Raw genomic sequence first — 14,634 nt, forward strand, 5'->3', positions numbered from 1 at the left:
TGTAAAATCCTTTATTTTTAAGCGGTTTTATGGCATGCAATCGGAAGAAGATTATTGGAACGCATTTGCTCGAATATTATTCGAGTTTATTTTGAGGGGGAGATGAGGGTTCTGGCTTCGTCGATCCCATAATTGGGAGAGAGAGATATGCCTGAATCCTTGCTCAGTTTTTCAGAAGTGTTGATATATGGCCGTGAGCTCGAAGATTTAGAATACAAACGTATCCCGTCCAAAGGAAAGGGCGCCAACAAGCATCTCGACGATCAATTTGGGGTGGAAAAAGGGGAGAAAGGTCCTCGGTTCGCCAAGATTTATGGCTTTGCCTTTGAGGGCACCTATTACGATATGCCGGAGCCGGTGATTTTTCTGGTTCATGGTAAAGGTGAGCTGGTCGCTGATCCCAATAAGCCTGCAGACGACGCATCCCGAGCGCCGCAAGACCCGAGTATTGGCGGCGTCGCAGCGGCCGACTATCAGGTCGCCGATGGCATCCGCGTCTGGCGGTACGACAAATCTGACCAGACCATGCGTATGGACGTGATGACCGGCCAGTTCGAACAAGTCCTGTTGGACATCTATTTCGGCTTTGATAGCCCAGCTATTAGCGGTGCCAAAGTCAGCGGCGCGAAAGTAAGTGGGGCCAAGGTCAGCGGTGCCAAAGTCAGTGGCGCGAAGGTGAGCGGCGCCAAGGTCAGCGGCGCAAAGGTACGCGGCGGCGACTAAATCCAGTTTTTGAAAGTAAGCTCAGGGGCACCGGAACGCGGTGCCCCTTTGCATTTTAGAACCCCGCCTTTTTCAGACCTTCCACAAAGTGCTGCGTGTCTTCCTCTAGCCGATCCGGTTGAACGGTTGTCCACCGGGCCAGCGAAAAGTTCGGATGCGCCTCGCGATGTTTTTCCCGGATCAGACGGGCCATGTCCGTTTGACCAAGCTGAGCATAACTGGCGGCCAGCATACGCTGCCCTTCAGTCGGATTATTCATCTTGTTGACCGTCTCAATTACATCCTCATAGCGTCTAAGGTTGTAATACGCTCCGCCCAAGTGCCAAAGGTATTGATCCGGGAAATAGGGATTTAGACGCATTGCCTGCTGAAGATGCGTTATGGCCGTTTCGTTATCGCCCGAATGGGCCAGAGCATCGGCAAAGTCAGAATGCATATCTGCGTCATTTGGGTTTAACGCCAGCGCCCTCTGATAGGATTGGATGGCTGCGTCATGCTCTTTGCGGTACAGGTGCACATAGCCCAATTCGCCGAAACCACGCGCGTCGGTCGGGTCCAGCTCAATCGCGCGCTGCGCCAACATCAGCGCCTTTTCCAGGGATTGTGATGGCTCTTCGGCCCAGGAATAACGCCAGTCGATATTTAGAGTTCGCGACAGCGCTGCTGCAGCACGGGCATATCCTTCGTCCCGTTCAAGGGCTGATTGATAGAAATTCTGTGCCTTGCGGTTGTCGTTTCGGGTATATTTGAAGATGTGGTGCTGACCTTGAAGGACCGAACCATAGGCCTCAAGATCGTTTGGAATCGCCTGAATCATGCGCTGTTTTTCATGCGACTCGATCATCACCGCAGTGGCCGCCACAATGCATTCCGTGACCTCATCAAGAATGTCGAAAATATCGTCAATCTTGCGATCGAACCGTTCGCCCCAGATCGTGCGCTCGGTGTTGGCATCAATCAACTCGGCGGAAATCCTGATCCGACTGGCTGAGCGACGTACACTGCCGCGCGCGACATAACGGACATTCAGTTTTTGCGCGGCCTCTTTCGGAGGCATCGATTGTGTCCTGAAGAAAAACGACGAGTTTCGGGCAATGATAAAAAGGTTCCGGAACTTGGACAGATTCATGATGATGTCGTCCGTCAGACCTTCGGCGATCCAGCTGTCGGACTCATCGCCGCCAGAGCTACTGAAGGGCAGAACGGCCACCGACGGCGTATCCGGCCGTTCGAATATGTCCCCTTTCAAATCCGGGCGCATCGTGCCAGCCATTGTTGCGCCGGCCACTTCGCTGCGGACGCAGTAGGTCGAGACAGGATTCATGATGTTCTTGAGCTGTTTTGGCCCCAGAAACTCGTACCCATATCGCAGGCGATTGCAGACCTGATCATACACGGCAGAGCTGACATAGACCCGCTCAGGCTCGGCTATCTCTTGCAACCGGGCCGCGATATTGACGTTGTCGCCGTGAATGCCACGTTCGTCTATCAGTATCTCACCAAGGTGAATCCCGGCCCGGAACTTGATTCGCTGATCCTGCGCGCGGGTTTTGTTCTGATCGCTTGCGATTTGATGCAATTCGACCCCGAATTCTACTGCGCTGGTGGCAGTTTCGAACAGGGCCAAAATCCCGTCCCCACGTACCTCAACCACTCGGCCGTTGTACTTTGCGCACGATGCCTCAAGCAAAGAAATCAATGCTTTCAATTCATTATAGGTATCCAGCTCATTCTCGCTCATGAGCCGGGAGTATCCTACGACATCAGCGAACAATACAGCGCCAAGCCGTTGAGTAATTGGAATGTCAGAAATTGTCGTACTCACAAGTGTTACTCTTTTTTCGGATTCGTAGCGGACCCGTAACCAACATATATCAAAAAACGTTTTTGACGACCGAAGCAGTTTTGATCGGAACTGATCACACCTCTGCGATCCGAGGTGGCCATGACCAGTCGGCGCAATCATTCGGCCCCAAAGTCACGATCGTATTCGCATCCAGTTCCTGTGCCAAAACGTTTCGGCGAACCATCCACTCGGATTTCAGAATGCCCACAACAACCATATCTTGAAACTCACCTTCAGCGAACCACGCTTGACGCATTGTCCCTTCAATCTGGAATCCTATCTTCGCAACAAGATCACGGCTGTGATGATTGTCCTCACGATAATAAGACGTTATGCGGTTCAGCCCCAACTGTCGAAATGCCAGATCCAGCACCAAAGCAGATGCCCGGAGCCCGACGCCGGATCTGCGCATTGCCTTGTTGACGAAAACTGCAACCACTGCATCGCGATTGATGTTCGAGATAGACTCGAGTCCGGCCAGCCCAACGGCCTCACCTGAGGAGGACTCGACGATAAACCAACATTTGCGGCTGGCATCGGAAGACGTAAATGAATCTCTCCAAAATTCTTCGGCATGCGATGTATTGAGGGGCACGCGCGTTGTACGATCGAAACGCGCAAGGTCTTCAACGTCCTGAAACCAACTCAGAACGGAATCCAGATCTGCCCTTTCCATCGGACGCAACCTGAACGTGTTTTGTGAATTGTTGCTCACGATAAATAGTACCTTTGAAAGAAATCAGTAAAATCTGCTCGGACACTAGCACAAAAAATTCAAAATTACGAAATGAGATTACAGTATCTCTGTCCTCTGTTTAATTCACCACAAGAATTGAGTTTTTGGTGCAGGGGGTCGATAAGTGTGCTGTCCGGTCAAATACAACGGAATTTCCCATCCGCACCCCTGTTGGCTAATGATGGCCGCGGACGCTCTGAGCAAAGGGAACACTATCAATGAAATTACTGCGGTTCGGTCCCAAGGGCGCGGAAAAGCCCGGTCTTCTGGATGCCAAAGGCGCAATTCGTGATTTGTCGGGTGTGATTGATGATCTCACAGGCGAGTTGCTTGGCGATGAAACCCTAGACCGATTGCGCAGGTTGGATACCGCAAGCCTGCCTCTAGTGGATGGTCAACCGCGGATTGGCGCTTGCGTCGGTCAGGTCGGCAAGTTCGTCTGCATAGGTCTGAACTACGCCGATCATGCGGCCGAAAGTGGGATGGAGCTGCCGCAGGAACCGGTAATCTTTTTTAAGGCAACTTCGGCCATTATTGGCCCCAACGACGCGGTCGAAATCCCTCGTGGCTCGGTCAAAACCGATTGGGAGGTGGAACTGGGTGTGGTGATCGGGAAAGAGGCCAAATACCTCTCGGAAGCCGAAGCCTTGAACCATGTCGCCGGTTATTGCGTCATCAACGACATATCAGAACGCGATTTCCAACTGCACCGTTCGGGCCAGTGGGTCAAAGGCAAATCCGCCGACACGTTCGGTCCTATAGGTCCATGGCTTGTGACACGGGATGAGGTACCCAATCCGCTGGACCTGCAGATGTATCTTGAGGTGAACGGGCAACGGTTTCAGAATGGATCGACCCGAACGATGCATTTCGGCGTGGCGACAGCAATCTCTCATCTGTCGCAGTTCATGTCGCTACAGCCGGGAGATGTGATTTCGACAGGCACCCCTCCGGGTGTGGGCATGGGCCAAAATCCGCCGACCTATTTAAAACCCGGCGACAGGATGGAGTTGGGCATCAAAGGCTTGGGTGTGCAACGGCAGAACGTTGTGCAGGGCTGAGCCTCCTGTTTGTGCAATTGTCACAATTTCCCGCAACAGAAAGAGGGCTAAAAAGTCACTCGGGCCAGGGCAGTGAATAAGTTTTGACGTTGGTGAAAAATTTCATCGCCTCGATCACGCCTTCCTTGACGCCGTTGCCGCTGTCCTTGATGCCGCCAAAAGGAGACATTTCGATCCGGTAGCCGGGCTGTTCCCAGATGTTGCAGGTGCCAACGTTCAAACCGTTGATGTAGGTAATCGCCCGGTTCAGATCATTTGTACAGACACCCGCAGATAAACCAAATGCGGTGCCGTTTGAGATCTGCATGACTTGCGCATCATCATCTGGAACACGAACGATCGGCACGATTGGACCAAATGTTTCTTCCATCACCAACTCGCTGCCGTGGGGCACCTTGTCGACGACGATCGGCGGCAACAGTGCACCGTCGCGGCCGGGGTGATAGAGGATTTCTGCGCCCTCTTGCGCAGCCTTCAGCACGCGGTTTTCGAACAACTCGGCGGCTTGTGCGTGGATAACGCAACCCAATTGCGTTTCTGAGTCCTGAGGGTCACCAAACCGGATCGCTTTTGCCTTTTCCAGAACAAGTGGCACAAATCTATCTGCCACGCTTTCCTGAACCAGAATGCGTTTGATCGCGGTACAGCGTTGCCCCGAATTCCCTGTGGCCCCGGCCACAGCTATACTGGCGGCCTTGTCCAGATCGGCGTCATTCAGATCATTCAGCACGATCAGAGGATCGTTGCCGCCCAACTCCAGTGCCTGCCGTTTGTAACCCGCCTTGGACGCGATCAACTTGCCTACCGGCACACCGCCCGTGAAGGTGACTATGTCAATGTGTTCATTGGTGATCATCTCATCGCCGATATCTTTTGGCCAGCCAGTCACGACCTGAAACATTTCGGGCGGCAGCCCTGCCTCGTACAGTATGTCCGCCAGCGTCAGGGCCGTCAGTGGGGTCAGCTCGGTCGGTTTGCAGACCATGCTGTTATTGGTGGCAATGGACGGTGCAATCTTGTGGCTGACCATGTTCAGAGGGTGATTGAACGGTGTAATTGCGCTGATGGTTCTGACCGGCTCGCGTTTGGTGAAAATCTTGCGCGCCTTGCCGTTGTGGGTCAGATCGCACGAGAAAACCTCACCATCGTCCATCAGGGCCTCGGAGGCAGCGAACTGAAAAACGTCCTGCGCGCGCCTGGTTTCATAGATCGAGTGCTGATGGCAGATGCCAAGCTCAAACGTCAGCCATTTTGCGAGGTTTTCGCGATTTTCACCAATCAACGCGCCGGTGCGCCGCAAAATCTCGCTGCGTTCGTAACGCGTCAATTTGGGCGTGTAATTTGCGGCGATCTCAAAAGCTTTGCGTACATGTTCAGAAGTGCCGGCAGGGACGGTACCGACAACCTCACTCGTGTAGGGGTAGTGGACCGGGATTTTAGCATCGGTAAAGACAATCTCGCCGCCAATACGCATGCCTTCGTTGCGGATACCGGATGTGTTCATGATAATGTCCATGATAAGGGGGCCAACGCTATGCTGGCAAAAAGCGGTGCTTCAAAATTGCGCAATGGCAGGCGCAGCGAAGTGTCGATCACGCAATTGAAGATGAAGGGAACGCCCCGCTCGGTCAATCCACTGTGGCAGTCCAGAGCTGGAATGCACCTCGGTATCCAAGTCTCACCAACGGTCTTAGTTGCCACTTTCGTGCGACCACGATCTGCGGAAGTTATGCGGCGAAACATTGTACCGGCCTCGGAAATGAACTGAAAGCCTGTCCGTGCTGGAAAACCCGGATGCAAAGGCAATCTCGGATACGCTGAGGTCGGTTTCATTCAAAAGGGCGAAGGCACGATCTAGCCTGAGGTTGTTGTAATACTGGCCGGGCGACATCTTTGTGTGCTGCTGGAACAGCCGTTCCATATGGCGTCTGGACAGAGACGCCTGATCCGCTACCGCCTCAAGACTGAGCGGCGATTCAATGTTGTCCCGCATTATTTGGACAGCTTCGACCAGCTTGGCGTTGCGCGTCCCCAAAAGGGCCGAGACTGGCGAAACTTGATTGCTGCCACTTTCTCCGACGCGTCGGTGCAAGCACATCTCGGACACGTTGATGGCCAGGGCGTTGCCGAACAATTCCTCGATCACTTCCAGCATCATATCGGTGCTGGCGTGCCCTCCCCCGCAAGTGCGCAGCTTGCCGTCAATCTCGTACAGACTCTGGGTTGGCGTCATTGTCGGAAAATACTCGCAAAACCCGGGGCGGTTTTCCCAATGAACGGTGAACTTCTTGTCGCCGATCAAGCCGGCCTTGGCCAAGGCAAAAGCCCCGGTGCAGATACCACCGAAATCGCATCCATGTGCCTTTTGCCGGCGAATCCAATTCAGAATCCGGGTGTCAAACGAGGCCATCGGCTCAGTGCCGGAACACACGAAGGTATAGGCCCCCTGCTCTAGATCATGCATGGGTTGGTCGGCTTGAATGCAGATTCCGTTCGAACACGTGACCGGCGCGCCATCTGCAGACAAGACGTACCATTCGAACAATTGCTTTCGGGCCAGTTGGTTTGAAATACGCAAGGGTTCAATCGCTGCGCTAAACGCCAACATTGTGGTATTAGGCAGCAACAGGAAATGAAAGGCCTTAGGCGGCCCATCATAGGGAACGTCGACGGAAATCGCCCCCTTGGGCAGGAAACGTTGGCTGTCCACTACACCCCTCCTTCGCGTTCGAATACCGCAACGTTGCTGGCCTGTTGGAACGTTCGAGCAACTTAAAGTTATCAATAGATGTAAGACCCTTGGAAATCGAACGCTCATTTTGTATTTTGGATACAACTTACACCGACCGAGACCACTCTTATGCCCAGAACCCGCGCGATCGCACGTCAAAGTCTTCCAGAAGTCATCACAAATGATCTGCGGGAACGTATCCTAAGCGGAGAGATGGCCGAAGGTGAAACCATCCGTCAGGAGGCCCTTGCCGAGGACTACGATGTTTCGCGCATGCCGATCCGCGAAGCATTAAAACGGCTGGATGCCGAAGGCCTTGTGCAATTGACAAACAACCGTGGTGCATCGGTGACTTCGCATTCGCTTTCCGAAATTGGCGAGATTTTTGACCTTCGCGTTCTTTTGGAAGTTGACCTGTTTAGACGGGCCATTCCGCAGATGACGGAAGCTGATTTCGCCAGATGCGAGAAGCTGCTCGACGACATGGAAAGGTCTTACGAAGCTTACAATGTCGGGCGGTGGGGCAGCCTGAATTATGAATACCACAAAGCCCTATATGCGGCTGCTGATCGTGGGCTGACCAATGAGATTCTTCAACGGGTCAATCTGCAATCGGACCGCTATGTCCGTATGCATCTAAGCGTCATGGAACAACGCGAGCCCGCCAAGCAAGATCACCGACAGCTTTTGTCGCTGGCACGCAAACGTCAGGTTGATGCCGCAGGTGAACTGCTGACCAAGCATATTCAACGGACCAAGGATCAGTTGTTGGCGATGGTTATCAAGACACGGAAAGGTGACACCGGCTGAACGTCCGCATTCTTACCCCAGTGGATGCAGGCACGCGACTTTGTGGTCTGCCCCGCTCAGTTCTGGCGGCGCGGCGCGACATTCTTCGGTTGCAAGCCAGCACCTTTGTGCAAAGGCACAGCCTTTGGGGATGTTCATCGGGGACGGAAGCTCGCCTTCCAGTTTGATCCGATCCTTGCGCGCGTCGGGATCTGCGCGAGGTGTTGTCGACAAAAGAGCCTTGGAATAGGGATGCCTAGGGGCAGCAAACAGCTTTTCTTTCGGTGCCTTCTCAACCGCGCGGCCTAAATACATAACGATCACGTCGTCGGCAAAATGCTTCACCACCGACAAATCATGCGAAATGAACAGATAGGCAAGGTTCAGACGTTCCTGCAATTCGACCAGCAGGTTCAGAATTTGCGATTGGATCGAGACGTCCAGCGCTGAAACCGGCTCATCCAGCACCAGCACCTTGGGGTTCAGCATCAGGGCGCGGGCGATTGCTATCCGCTGCCGCTGCCCGCCCGAAAACATGTGTGGGTAGCGGTCGTAATGTTCGGGGCGCAAACCCACGAGGTCGATCATTTCACGCGCGCGCGCCTCGCGGTCGGTTGCGGACATCTCGCGGCGGTTAATTATCAATGGCTCTTGCAGGATTTGACCGATCCGTTGGCGTGGGTTGAGCGAGCCGTAAGGATCCTGAAACACAATCTGCACAGTTTCACGCATCTGGGCCCATTTCGATGGAGATATTTCAACGCCATCGATGGTCAGACTTCCCGAGGTCGGTTCTTCGATCATCGTCACCACCCTTGCGAGGGTGGACTTCCCACAACCGGACTCTCCTACGATCGCCAACGTTTTGCCCGGCCGCAGTTCGAAGTCCACTCCAGACAAGGCTTTTACCGTTGCGGCCTTCGACAATAACCCGCCTTTTACGGTGTAGAACCTGGCCAAATCACTGGCCTGAACGATGGGGGCGGTCATGCCAGCTCTCCGGTTGTTATCTTTTCAACGTAATGGCAACGCGCCTTGCCGAATTCCGCACTGTGCGGGGTTGGGGGCAACGATCGGCACAGATCATCTGCATATTGGCATCTGGGGCTGAACAGACATCCTTTTGGCCGGTCAAACTGCCCTGGAACGACGCCGGGAATAGTAGGTAGCATCTTCGACGTCGCCCGCTCCGGAAGCGCGTTAAGCAACGCAGTTGTGTAGGGGTGACGCGGGGTGCGGAACAGGTCTTTGACTGCCTGCTCCTCGACCTTTTGGCCAGCATATTGGACTTGAACCCGCTCGGCGGTCTCGGCGACAACACCCATATCATGAGTGATAAGGACCAAACCCATGCCCTGTTCGTCCCGAAGGCGAACCAACAGATCAAGGATTTGCGCCTGAATTGTCACGTCCAGCGCCGTCGTCGGCTCGTCCGCAATCAACAGCTTGGGTTTGCAGGCGATGGCCATCGCAATCATCACCCTCTGGTTCATGCCGCCGGACATCTGATGCGGAAACGTGTTCAGTCGGCTTTCGGGTGCGGGGATTCCGACCTGATCAAACAGTTCAATAGCGCGTTGGTGGCGGTCCTTTCGGTTCAGGCCCAGGTGGATGCGCAAGGCCTCCTTGATCTGGAAACCAACCGTAAAGCAAGGATTCAGCGATGACATCGGTTCCTGAAAAATCATGGCAATGTCTTTGCCGATGATCTTGCGACGGTCACGGGCCGAGATTTTGGTCAGATCAATGCCTTCAAAGCTTAGTTGGTCGGCCGTAATTGTGGCCGTCCAGGGTAGCAGACCCATCAATGCCAGCATCGACACCGATTTGCCCGAGCCACTTTCGCCGACGATGGCCATCAACTCGCCCTTGTCGACGGACAGATCAACGCCATCCACGGCGCGGAACTGACCCGAGGCGGTTGCGAATTCGACAGTGAGGTTTCGGATATCCAACAGGCTCATGTCGTCAGCTCCGCTTTAGCTTAGGGTCCAGCGCATCGCGCAGACCGTCGCCCATCAGGTTGATGGCCAGCACCGTGACCAGGATGGCCAGACCGGGGAACGTCACTACCCACCACGCGCGCAGAATAAACTCACGCGCTTCGGCCAGCATGGTGCCCCATTCTGGCGTGGGCGGCTGCGCTCCCATGCCCAGAAAGCCAAGGGCTGCGGCATCCAGAATGGCGGTCGAAAACGACAGCGCCGCCTGAACGATAATCGGAGCCAGACAATTCGGCAGCACAGTCTTGAACATCAGTCGGGCCTTGCTGGCACCGGCAACGCGAGCCGAGGTCACGTAATCCTTTTGCCGCTCTGCCAACACAGATGCCCGGGTCAAACGCACGTAATGCGGTTGAAACACAATGGCGATGGCGATCATCGCGTTGGTCAACGAGGGACCAAGGATGGCGACCAGAACCAGCGCAAGCAGTAGCGAGGGGAAGGACAGGATGATATCCATCACCCGCATGATCATCGTATCGACCCATTTGGGCGCGAAACCCGACAGCAGGCCGACAATCACTCCGCCCGTCACGGCCACACACACCACCACGATGCCGACAAAGAAGGAATAACGCGATCCCATGATCAGCCGCGAAAGCATATCCCGGCCCAGCGGATCGGTGCCCAATGGGAAGGCCCAACTGCCGCCCTCTTGCCACGCAGGAGGTTGCAGTATGTGATTGCGGAACTGTTCAGTCGGGTCGTAGGGGGCCAACAAAGGCGCAAAGGCCGCACAGAAAACAAAGGCGGCAAAGACCCAAAGGCCCATCACCGCACCGCGGTTTTCGCTGAAATAGAACCAGAACTCTCGCAGGGCGCTGGGGCGGTCTTCGGTTTTTGGTGGGGTCGCGGACAATTCAGCCATCACCGCCTCCGGATTTTTGGGTTGATGACGCCGTAAAGGACATCGACCAGCAGGTTCACCAGCATGACGATCACGGCGATCATCAGCAGGCCACCCTGCACAACCGGGTAGTCGCGGCGGAAGATGCTGTCGACCATCCACTTGCCGATACCGGGCCAGCTAAAGATTGTCTCGGTCAGGATCGCCCCGGCCAGCAATGTGCCGACTGACAGGCCGATCACTGTAATCACCGGGATCAGCGCATTGCGCAGCGCATGCAGCCCATTGATCCGTGCGGGGGTGAGCCCCTTTGCGCGGGCCGTGCGGATGTAATCCTCACCCAACACTTCCAACATGGCCGAACGGGTCTGGCGCGCAATTACGGCCAAAGGGATCGTGCCCAAAACGATGGTCGGCAGTATTAGATGGCGTACAGCCGATCCAAACGCCCCCTCCTGCCCGGACAGCAGGCTGTCGATCAACATGAAGCCTGTGACACTTGGAAAGTAGTATAGCAGGTCGATCCGGCCTGAGACAGGCGTCCAACCAAGGTTGCCGGAAAACACGATGATCAACAACAGCGCCCACCAGAAGATCGGCATGGAATACCCGATCAGCGCGGACGACATCAGCGCCCGGTCGAAGAATTTGCCCCGATTCACAGCAGCAATAACGCCCGCGGGAAGACCCAAAGCTACTGCAAAGATCATGGCGCAGATCGACAGTTCCAGCGTGGCCGGAAACAGGGCAAAGAATTCGTCCCAAACCGGCTTCTTGGTGACAAAGCTCTCGCCCAAATCACCATGCAACACGCCAACCAGATAGTCCCAGTATTGCTGCAGAACAGGTTTGTCGAAGCCCAGCTTCTCAACCATCTCCTGATAGCGTTCTTCGGACATTCCGCGTTCACCGGCCATGACGATGATCGGATCGCCTGGAAGCACCCGAATGAACATGAACGAGATCAGTGTTACGCCCAGAAATGTCGGAATGAACATGCCGAGGCGGGTAAGAAAATAGCCAAACATCAGCGGCCTATGATTGTTAGTTCTTTGGGAAAGCTGGTCAGCGACCGGCAACCGTCGTTGGTCACCAATACGTCATCTTCGATCCGAACGCCGAAATTGTCCAGATCATAGAGGCCCGGCTCGTTTGTCCAAACCATGCCCGCGCGCATGATCTGGCCGTTGCCACGCATGATGTAGGGCGCTTCGTGCACATCGCGGCCCAGCCCATGACCGGTCTTGGTGCGGATACGATCTGCATAGGGCGAGGCCTCGAGCACGCTGGACACCGCGTCGTCGATATCGTGGGCAGTGACGCCAGGCCGGCAAGCTTCGAACCCGACCAGGTTGGCCCGCAGAACGGTGTCGTAGACCGCCCTGCCCTCATCCGAGGCTTCGGCGACAAAAAAGGTGCGTGTGATGTCGGCGGCAAACCCATGTTTGCGTGCGCCGAAATCGAACAGCAGCGCGTCGCCTGCTTTGATCTGATAATCCGCGCGTGCTTTACCATGCGGTTGAGCCGAGTTTCCTCCGGCCGTCACGATGGGCGAAAATGCCAGCGACGCAGCCCCTTCTGCGAACAGCGCCTGGATCAATGCTTGTTCAACTTGTACTTCTGTTTGGCCAACGCGAACATCCGCAATGACCCGCTCCAGCGCTCGCTCCGAGATATCGATCGCCGCTTGCAGCGCTGCAATGTCATCGTCTGTCTTGATGATGCGCAGACCGGATATCTCTCGTTCCGCGTCCACGATTCGCAGCTCGGGCAATGCACGGGTAAAGGCCTTAGAGACAAAGACGCGCATCACCTGCCCCTCGACCGCGAGAGATCGCAGCGGCATATGTTTAGCCAGTGCCGCGAAGGCATCGTCATAGCCCGTCTGATCGCGCCAGTCGAAGACAGCGCCGTCAAACCCGACCAGCGCCCAAGAGCCCAGTTCTAGGTTCGGCACAATCGCTGCCGGTACGCCTTCGGCCGGGATCACGACCACAAAGGGTCGCTCGTTGCTCATGAAGGGTTTTACCAAAGCGCGGGTAAAATTCGGACCGGGCACCAGTGCCACGGCATCTACTGACATGTCCTTTGCCAGTTGTTGGTACTCGGACAAATCCGGCATTCGCGCCGACCTCCCAATAAAGAAAACCGGAGCCGCCAATTGGGCGGCTCCGGTCGTTGAGTGGTGGTTTATTCGACGCTCACACCGTAGAAGATGTGTCCGCCCAGCGGGTGCACTTTATAGCCCTGAACCTTATTGCTCATCGGCATGTAAACGACCGAGTGCGCAATGGTTGCCCACGGGGCCTGCTCTTTGAAGATGACCTGGGCATCTTCATACAGCTTGGTGCGTTCCGCCTGATCAGTAGACTGTTTGGCCTTCAGGATCAGATCTTCGAACGGCTCATGGCACCATTGTGCCCGGTTCGACGCTTCACGACCGTCACAGCCCAGCAGAACCGCCAGGAAGTTGTCTGGGTCGCCATTGTCACCGGTCCAACCCAGAAGAACGGCACCATCACGGTCCAGATCTTTCGAACGCGACAGGTACTCACCCCATTCGTAAGACACGATCTCGACGTCCACGCCAACCTTCGCGAAATCCGCCTGGATCAGTTCAGCCATACGGCGCGCATTCGGGTTGTACGGACGCTGTACCGGCATTGCCCATACCTTCATCGACAGGTCGGAAACACCTTCGGCTTCCAGCATTGCCTTGGCCGCTTCTGGATCATAGGCATCGTCGGTGATCGCGTCGTTATAGCCCCACATGGTCGGCGGGATCGGGTTCTTTGCAACCTGGCCCGAGCCCTGGAACACCACGTCGATGATCGCGTTCTTGTCGATTGCCATGTTCAACGCCTTGCGGACGTTCGGGTTGTCGAAGGGCGCCATTGTGGTGTTATAGGCCAGGTAGCCAACGTTGAGGCCTTCCTGCTCCAACATGTTGATGTCGGCATCATCCTGCATCGCCTGAATGTCCGCCGGGTTCGGATACGGCATGATGTGACATTCGCCCGCCTTCAGCTTCTGATAGCGCACGGATGCGTCCGGAGTGATCGCAAAGATCAGATTTTCAACATCCGCCGGATCCTTCCAGTAGTCGGCATTCTGGGCATAGCGGATCACGGCGTCTTTCTGATACGCCAAGAACGAGAACGGGCCGGTACCAATGGGTGCGGTGTTTAGCTTTTCAGGTGTTCCAGCTTCCATCATCGCATCTGCATATTCTGCAGACAGGATCGAAGCGAAATCCATCGCCATATTGGCAACAAACGGCGCCTCAGGCTTGGTCAGAGTAAATTTGACGGTGTAGTCGTCGACCTTTTCAATGGACTCGACCAGATCGGGCATACCCATACCCTTGAAGTATTCCCACGTACCGCCTGACACCTGATTATAGGGATGGCTGTCATCCTTTTGGCGCATGAACGAGAAGATCACGTCATCCGCGTTGAAATCGCGGGTCGGCGTGAACTCGTCATTCGAATGGAACTTCACACCCTGACGCAGCTTGAATGTGTACTCCAGGCCATCATCACTGGCTTCGACGCTTTCGGCCAGACCGGGGATAACGTTGGTTGTGCCGGTTTCGAATTCCAGCAGGCGGTTGTAGATCGGGTGCGATGAGGCATCAAATGTGGTTCCGGCTGTAAACAGTGCGGGATCGAACCCCTCGGGTGAGCCTTCTGAACAATAAACCAGCGTGTTGGCCTGCGCGGCTGCGCTGGACAGGGCAATAGCCGCTGTTGCAGCCAAAAATTTGAGTTTCATGATTGTCTCCCAGAAAATTTTCAATCGGCTTTCGCGTTGCTTTTGTTGACCAAGCAATTTCTGACGACTCTCATCGCCGCGAAATCTGTGCTCAATGTATCCAAAATACAAAATCCATTGTCAA

General features: G+C 55.0%; 13 protein-coding genes. 3 read left to right on the forward strand and 10 right to left on the reverse strand.

Going from position 1 to position 14,634, the window contains the following annotated elements; all coding sequences use genetic code 11:
• The first annotated feature begins 147 nt into the window (after positions 1–147).
• Entirely contained in the window at positions 148–723 is a 576-nt protein-coding gene (locus AC2FIO_RS11705; RefSeq protein ID WP_186437474.1) for a pentapeptide repeat-containing protein, read from the forward strand.
• 55 nt (positions 724–778) lie between these two features.
• On the opposite strand, the gene AC2FIO_RS11710 is transcribed toward AC2FIO_RS11705, so the two are convergent.
• Together AC2FIO_RS11710 and AC2FIO_RS11715 are read right to left on the reverse strand one after the other, a co-directional pair.
• The gene (locus AC2FIO_RS11710; RefSeq protein ID WP_282119444.1) at positions 779–2,548 is read right to left on the reverse strand and encodes a tetratricopeptide repeat protein; all 1,770 of its coding nucleotides are present in this window, start codon (positions 2,546–2,548) and stop codon (positions 779–781) included.
• Positions 2,549–2,642: 94 nt separating this feature from the next.
• Positions 2,643–3,284 (reverse strand): GNAT family N-acetyltransferase, encoded by a 642-nt coding sequence (locus AC2FIO_RS11715; protein ID WP_496697772.1) that lies wholly within the window; start codon positions 3,282–3,284, stop codon positions 2,643–2,645.
• Positions 3,285–3,523: 239 nt separating this feature from the next.
• On the opposite strand from AC2FIO_RS11715, the gene AC2FIO_RS11720 reads away from it, so the two are divergent.
• Positions 3,524–4,366 (forward strand): fumarylacetoacetate hydrolase family protein, encoded by an 843-nt coding sequence (locus AC2FIO_RS11720; RefSeq protein ID WP_496697773.1) that lies wholly within the window; start codon positions 3,524–3,526, stop codon positions 4,364–4,366.
• Between the two features lie 55 nt (positions 4,367–4,421).
• Here the strand turns inward: AC2FIO_RS11720 and phnY are convergent, their stop codons facing one another.
• Entirely contained in the window at positions 4,422–5,882 is a 1,461-nt protein-coding gene (gene phnY, locus AC2FIO_RS11725) for a phosphonoacetaldehyde dehydrogenase (protein ID WP_496697775.1), read from the reverse strand.
• Positions 5,883–6,056: 174 nt separating this feature from the next.
• Positions 6,057–7,076, reverse strand: a complete 1,020-nt coding sequence (locus tag AC2FIO_RS11730) for a GlxA family transcriptional regulator (protein ID WP_058274895.1) — start codon at positions 7,074–7,076, stop codon at positions 6,057–6,059.
• A 150-nt stretch (positions 7,077–7,226) separates the two neighbouring features.
• Here AC2FIO_RS11730 and AC2FIO_RS11735 point away from each other — a divergent pair, with 150 nt between their 5' ends.
• A complete protein-coding gene (locus AC2FIO_RS11735; protein ID WP_058274894.1) occupies positions 7,227–7,907 on the forward strand; it encodes a GntR family transcriptional regulator in 681 nt (226 codons plus the stop codon).
• A 12-nt stretch (positions 7,908–7,919) separates the two neighbouring features.
• Here the strand turns inward: AC2FIO_RS11735 and AC2FIO_RS11740 are convergent, their stop codons facing one another.
• From AC2FIO_RS11740 to AC2FIO_RS11765, 6 genes are all read right to left on the reverse strand, one after another.
• Entirely contained in the window at positions 7,920–8,876 is a 957-nt protein-coding gene (locus AC2FIO_RS11740; RefSeq protein ID WP_496697778.1) for an ABC transporter ATP-binding protein, read from the reverse strand.
• Positions 8,873–9,850, reverse strand: coding sequence for an ABC transporter ATP-binding protein (locus AC2FIO_RS11745; protein WP_058277169.1), 978 nt, complete (start codon positions 9,848–9,850; stop codon positions 8,873–8,875). The genes AC2FIO_RS11740 and AC2FIO_RS11745 overlap by 4 nt, the downstream gene beginning before the upstream one ends.
• 4 nt (positions 9,851–9,854) lie before the next feature.
• The gene (locus tag AC2FIO_RS11750) at positions 9,855–10,757 is read right to left on the reverse strand and encodes an ABC transporter permease subunit (protein WP_058272293.1); all 903 of its coding nucleotides are present in this window, start codon (positions 10,755–10,757) and stop codon (positions 9,855–9,857) included.
• A complete protein-coding gene (locus tag AC2FIO_RS11755) occupies positions 10,757–11,764 on the reverse strand; it encodes an ABC transporter permease subunit (RefSeq protein ID WP_496697781.1) in 1,008 nt (335 codons plus the stop codon). The genes AC2FIO_RS11750 and AC2FIO_RS11755 overlap by 1 nt, the downstream gene beginning before the upstream one ends.
• A complete protein-coding gene (locus tag AC2FIO_RS11760; RefSeq protein WP_496697783.1) occupies positions 11,764–12,858 on the reverse strand; it encodes a M24 family metallopeptidase in 1,095 nt (364 codons plus the stop codon). The genes AC2FIO_RS11755 and AC2FIO_RS11760 overlap by 1 nt, the downstream gene beginning before the upstream one ends.
• 68 nt (positions 12,859–12,926) lie before the next feature.
• Positions 12,927–14,510, reverse strand: a complete 1,584-nt coding sequence (locus tag AC2FIO_RS11765) for an ABC transporter substrate-binding protein (protein ID WP_282152074.1) — start codon at positions 14,508–14,510, stop codon at positions 12,927–12,929.
• Positions 14,511–14,634 lie beyond the last annotated feature (124 nt).

This window comes from Ruegeria sp. CDSB086 (genome assembly GCF_059611065.1).

Excerpts from the sequence above, each read along its gene's own strand:
- AC2FIO_RS11705 (WP_186437474.1), top strand. The coding sequence starts at position 148 with ATGCCTGAATCCTTGCTCAGTTTTTCAGAAGTGTTGATATATGGCCGT.
- AC2FIO_RS11720 (WP_496697773.1), top strand. The coding sequence starts at position 3,524 with ATGAAATTACTGCGGTTCGGTCCCAAGGGCGCGGAAAAGCCCGGTCTT.
- phnY (WP_496697775.1), bottom strand. The coding sequence starts at position 5,882 with ATGGACATTATCATGAACACATCCGGTATCCGCAACGAAGGCATGCGT.
- AC2FIO_RS11735 (WP_058274894.1), top strand. The coding sequence starts at position 7,227 with ATGCCCAGAACCCGCGCGATCGCACGTCAAAGTCTTCCAGAAGTCATC.
- AC2FIO_RS11740 (WP_496697778.1), bottom strand. The coding sequence starts at position 8,876 with ATGACCGCCCCCATCGTTCAGGCCAGTGATTTGGCCAGGTTCTACACC.
- AC2FIO_RS11745 (WP_058277169.1), bottom strand. The coding sequence starts at position 9,850 with ATGAGCCTGTTGGATATCCGAAACCTCACTGTCGAATTCGCAACCGCC.
- AC2FIO_RS11750 (WP_058272293.1), bottom strand. The coding sequence starts at position 10,757 with ATGGCTGAATTGTCCGCGACCCCACCAAAAACCGAAGACCGCCCCAGC.
- AC2FIO_RS11755 (WP_496697781.1), bottom strand. The coding sequence starts at position 11,764 with ATGTTTGGCTATTTTCTTACCCGCCTCGGCATGTTCATTCCGACATTT.
- AC2FIO_RS11760 (WP_496697783.1), bottom strand. The coding sequence starts at position 12,858 with ATGCCGGATTTGTCCGAGTACCAACAACTGGCAAAGGACATGTCAGTA.
- AC2FIO_RS11765 (WP_282152074.1), bottom strand. The coding sequence starts at position 14,510 with ATGAAACTCAAATTTTTGGCTGCAACAGCGGCTATTGCCCTGTCCAGC.